Source organism: Acinetobacter sp. YH12096 (assembly GCF_013419215.1).
GTDB classification, from domain to species: domain Bacteria; phylum Pseudomonadota; class Gammaproteobacteria; order Pseudomonadales; family Moraxellaceae; genus Acinetobacter; species Acinetobacter amyesii.
In genome coordinates, this window is sequence record NZ_VPAM01000068.1 from 1 (window position 1) to 4,587 (window position 4,587).

The window sequence follows — 4,587 nt, forward strand, 5'->3', positions numbered from 1 at the left end:
GCATGTTCCGCGTCCTTGCAATACTGTGTTTACATACAGTCTATCGCTTAGCGGAAAGTTCTTTTACCCTCAGCCGAAATGCCTGCCGTTGCTAGACATTGCCAGCCAGTGCCCGTCACTCCCACTCAAATGTTAATAGGCCGCCTCTATGAAGGGGGCTGTTTTCGGGGTCGATTTCCAGGGGTTCATTGACACTTGAGGGGCGGGCTATGCCTTCCCTCTTGGCGTCCAATCCGCCCCTTGGGGCGTCAAATCAAGTCCGCTTTGTTCGGGCTGGGGTTGAAGTTGAAGCTGGGAATCTCCCCCGGCTTATGGCTGGCTGATGGTACTGGTTTGGGTGTCGCTGGGGTGGCTTTCTTGGGGGCCGGTTGGGAGGATGCCGGCGGTCTTGCGGTGGCCTTTTCAGGCTCGCCTGGCGACCGAATCAGACTGTTCACATAGCTGATAAAAGCATCATATCCGAAGCTGATTTTCCCTTCATCGTGCAGCGTTTTCCAGATGGCTTTTACCGGCCAGCCATCGGTCAAAGCCTCTTTTATGTCGTCGCGCTGGGCCAGGAAAGCCGCCCGATTCTGTCCTGAACGGGTGGGCTTTTGGGTCTGCATTTGCGCTGCAATGCGCTCTGTAAGCCGTTTAGTCATGCCGATTCTACCGCCTTTTATATGTCGATTTATCCGCGATTTAATGCCGATTCTATCGCTATTAAAGCGATTGTAAGGCGACTAAAGCCAGATTGCACGCCTTATGCGTGGAATCGGCTTGTGTTTGTCGATAAAACGGGTTATAGCCGGTAAATGGTAGTGATGTTAAAGTGGTGGTGAAGCGGGCAGGATGTGTGAAGTAGGCCCACCATGCAAGCATGGTGTTCCTCTTCACTTCCCCTTATTCGCACCTGCGGCGCTCAACGGGAATCCTGCCCTGCGGGGCCATCGGCGGACGCCGGAATAAGAGAACCAGGAGGACGCCAAAGATGGAGGCGACAGAGCAGAAGGTAACGAGAAAAAGCAGCACGCCGATCAAGGTGTATTGCCTGCCGGAAGAGCGGGCCGCCATTGAGGCCAACGCACAAGCGGCTGGCTTGAGTACGTCTGCTTTTTTGCTGGCCGTGGGGCAGGGTTACGCCGTCCAGGGCGTGACCGATTACGAGAACGTGCGCGAGCTGGTGCGGGTCAATGGCGACCTGGGCCGCCTCGGTGGTCTGCTGAAATTGTGGCTGACCGACGATGCCCGAACGGCCCGGTTCAGCGCTGAAACTGTCTTGGGCCTGCTGGCCCGGATTGAGGCCAACCAGGACGAAATGAGCCGATTGATGGAATCTATTGTGCGACCCAGGGCAGCATCATGATTGCCAAGCATGTTGCCATGCGTTCCCTGGGCAAATCAGACTTTGCCGACCTGGCTAAATACATCACCGACGCACAGAGCAAAGACCACCGGCTGGGCCATGTTCAGGTCACGAATTGCGAGGCGCATTCAGTGCGCGATGCCATCACCGAAGTGCTGGCCACCCAGCACATGAACACCAGGGCCAAGGGCGATAAGACCTATCACCTGATTGTCAGTTTTCGCGCCGGCGAGAATCCCGATGCCGACACCTTGAAGGCGATAGAGGAACGGATTTGCCAAGGGCTAGGGTTTGGTGAGCATCAGCGTATCAGCGCCGTGCATAACGACACCGACAACCTGCACATCCACATTGCCATCAACAAGATTCACCCGACCAGGCACACGATGCACGAACCGTACTATCCGCACCTGGCGCTGGCCGACTTGTGCGAGACGCTGGAACGGGACTATGGCCTGGAGGCAGACAATCACCGGCCGCAGCAGCGCGGGGCGGCATCGAGGGCCGCCGACATGGAGCGCCATGCCGGCGTGGAAAGTCTGGTGGGCTGGATCAAGCGCGAATGCCTGGACGACATTAAAGCCGCGCAGTCCTGGACGGAGCTGCACCAGGTCATGCGTGATAACGGCCTGGAGATTACGCCAAGGGGTAACGGGTTGGTGATCCGGGCCGATGACGGCACGATGGTCAAGCCCAGCACCCTGTCCCGCGATCTGTCCAAGCCTGCCCTGGAAAAGCGGCTGGGAGCCTTTGAGGCGTCACCGGATCAGCAGGAGAAGCCGCCCAGGCGGCAGTATCAAAAGAAGCCGGTACGGTCACGCGCTGACACCACCGAGCTTTATGCCAGGTACAAAGTTTTTTATCGCCAACTTATCAATGATAAATAAAAGTCACATCTATGTCAAAATCACTTATAACCGCACTCATTGTTGTCGCGCTTGATGCGATTGGTTTGGGATTAATCATGCCGGTGGTTCCGGCTTTATTAAATGAATTTGTACCGGCAGAGCAAACAGCATTTCACTATGGTGTTTTTTTATCGCTTTATGCGTTTATGCAGGTCTTTTGCGCGCCCGTTTTAGGGCGGTTATCTGACCGCTATGGACGGCGGATTATTTTGCTGGTTTCATTTTTAGGTGCCACGATTGATTATAGCATAATGGCGGCAGCGCCTGTTTTATGGGTGCTTTATATCGGCCGGATTATCTCAGGTGTTACCGGAGCAACTGGTGCAATCGCGGCATCAATTATCGCTGATACAACTAAACAGGAAGAACGTGCGCGTTGGTTTGGTTTTATGGGGGCGTGTTTTGGTGCAGGTATGATTGCAGGGCCTGCTATTGGCGGTGTTCTTAGTGATATATCTGTGCATGCGCCCTTTGTGGCAGGGGCTCTTCTCAATGCAATTGCCTTTTGTTTGGTGGCTTTCTTGTTGCCCAAAACGCCGTCACAACCGCCTGAAGGACAGCCAGCCAAAATCAATTTGTTTGAAGGCTTTCGCTTCAATTTTGCAGTTCAGGGACTTGCCAGCTTTTTTGCGTTGTTTTTTCTTATGCAGCTGATTGGGCAGGCGCCCGCCGCTTTGTGGGTGATTTATGGCGAACAGCGCTTGAATTGGGATATTGGCACAGCAGGTGTGTCGCTGGCCGTTTTTGGTGCAGCACATACATTCGTACAAGCTGTTTTAACCGGCACTCTTTCAAAGCGACTGGGTGACCGCGGTGTGTTGCTGCTTGGAATGGGCGCTGATATGTGCGGGTTTTTATTGCTGGCTTTTATCACGCAAAGCTGGATGGCGGTATTCTCAGGAACGGGTCCTATACCAGGAGCAATTCAAGAATTGCAACAGCAGATTTTTACTGAATGGTTACCAACTTCAGGTTTTGAATATGCTGAATTGCCAGATATCGAATTATATTTAGATGCTAATCCTCAGAATGCACAGTTCCAAATATGGCTCCCGATTCGTGCAAAATAAAAAAGTTGTGGCAAGTTTTTTGCCACAACTTTTTTTGAATAAAATGACTCTTAGTATTTTATAACTGACAATCAGCATATTAGATACTATAGTTGTTGTTGGCCTTTTAATTTGTTATAATCATATTGAGAGTAATTAGGAAAAAAGGAGCGTGGACAGATGACTAGAACGTGGTTTATTACTGGTGGAAGTAAAGGAATTGGTTTTGAGACAGTAAAATTAGTATTAGAAAATGGCGACCAAGTCATTTCTTTTTCTAGAACAGAAGGAAAACTCAGCAGGTTAAAAACAGAATATGGATCTTCTTTGCTGATCTGTTTAGGCGATATTGAAGAACGAGACATGGTAGTAGCCGCTGCTGCTAAGGGAGCAGAAAAATTTAATGGCATCGATATTGCTTTGAGTAATGCGGGAATGATGCTTGGAGGAATGATTGAGGAGACAACAGAAGAAGAGGCGCGTCAGATAATGAATGTAAACTTTTTCGGTTCTCTTTGGACGGCTCAAGCGGTTTCTCCTTTTTTGCGAGACAAATCAGGTCGTTTTATCCAAATGAGTAGTATCGGGGGCATCATGTCTTGGATGACTTCAGGTCTATACAGTGCTAGTAAATTTGCGGTAGAAGGATTGACGGAAGCTTTAGCACAGGAACTGGCTCCTTTTGGTGTTCATGTGACTATTGTTGAACCAGGAGGTTATTGGACAGATCTTTACAAGAAACTGCATAATAGTAAACGCTTGCCGGATTATCAAGAACTGCATCAACAAATGGATGCCTTCGCAAAAGAACAGGAGGGTCAGGCGACAGATAGTGACCCTATATTAGCAGCAAAGACAATCTTAAAACTTGCGGCATTGCCTGAACCACCACTACGTCTAATATTAAGTGATTCTCTTTTTGATGGGGTGATCGAAGCAACGGAAAATAAAATCGCCGGGTGGAAAGCAGAGGAGAGCCTCAGTCGGGAATCAGAAAAATTGATTCCAATGCCTGAAGGGTATTTAGCTGATAAGTAGATGACGACAGGAAAGTGACAATAAAAAATGAAAGAAATCATTGAAGAAATTCAAGCATACAAACCTTTTACACAGCAAGAAGCAAATGATCAAAAACTTTTTCTAAAACAAATACAATTTACGTATAGGAAGAATAAACGCCCTTTTCACCCAAGTCCAACAGCTTTGGACCGCAGTTGACTCTTTCGACACCCCTGCGATGCAACCCAATCCGGCTGACGGGGAGCCAGCAACGCTGAAAATTTAC

The 4,587-nt window shown here is 49.7% G+C and carries 5 protein-coding genes and 2 pseudogenes; 6 read left to right on the plus strand and 1 reads right to left on the minus strand.

Translation table 11 applies throughout. From position 1 onward, the window contains the following. Positions 1-248: 248 nt before the first annotated feature. A complete protein-coding gene (locus FTU36_RS16345; RefSeq protein ID WP_052928019.1) occupies positions 249-641 on the minus strand; it encodes a TraK family protein in 393 nt (130 codons plus the stop codon). A gap of 329 nt (positions 642-970) precedes the next feature. On the opposite strand from FTU36_RS16345, the gene traJ reads away from it, so the two are divergent. The 6 genes and pseudogenes from traJ to FTU36_RS16370 all read left to right on the plus strand — a co-directional run bounded on the left by traJ (position 971) and on the right by FTU36_RS16370 (position 4,520). Next, complete coding sequence (gene traJ, locus FTU36_RS16350) at positions 971-1,345, plus strand: conjugal transfer transcriptional regulator TraJ (protein ID WP_033472343.1); 375 nt, start codon at positions 971-973, stop codon at positions 1,343-1,345. Next, positions 1,342-2,217: pseudogene (gene traI, locus FTU36_RS16355) on the plus strand (TraI/MobA(P) family conjugative relaxase); the annotation flags it as partial. The gene traJ and the pseudogene traI, both read left to right, overlap by 4 nt. A 26-nt stretch (positions 2,218-2,243) precedes the next feature. Next, positions 2,244-3,146, plus strand: a pseudogene (locus FTU36_RS16360) (TCR/Tet family MFS transporter); the annotation flags it as partial. After that, the gene (locus FTU36_RS16930) at positions 3,138-3,323 is read left to right on the plus strand and encodes a GyrI-like domain-containing protein (RefSeq protein ID WP_233735431.1); all 186 of its coding nucleotides are present in this window, start codon (positions 3,138-3,140) and stop codon (positions 3,321-3,323) included. The pseudogene FTU36_RS16360 and the gene FTU36_RS16930, both read left to right, overlap by 9 nt. A gap of 159 nt (positions 3,324-3,482) precedes the next feature. Next, complete coding sequence (locus FTU36_RS16365) at positions 3,483-4,340, plus strand: SDR family NAD(P)-dependent oxidoreductase (protein WP_120366351.1); 858 nt, start codon at positions 3,483-3,485, stop codon at positions 4,338-4,340. Between the two features lie 27 nt (positions 4,341-4,367). Continuing rightward, the gene (locus FTU36_RS16370; RefSeq protein ID WP_180007116.1) at positions 4,368-4,520 is read left to right on the plus strand and encodes a hypothetical protein; all 153 of its coding nucleotides are present in this window, start codon (positions 4,368-4,370) and stop codon (positions 4,518-4,520) included. Positions 4,521-4,587 lie beyond the last annotated feature (67 nt).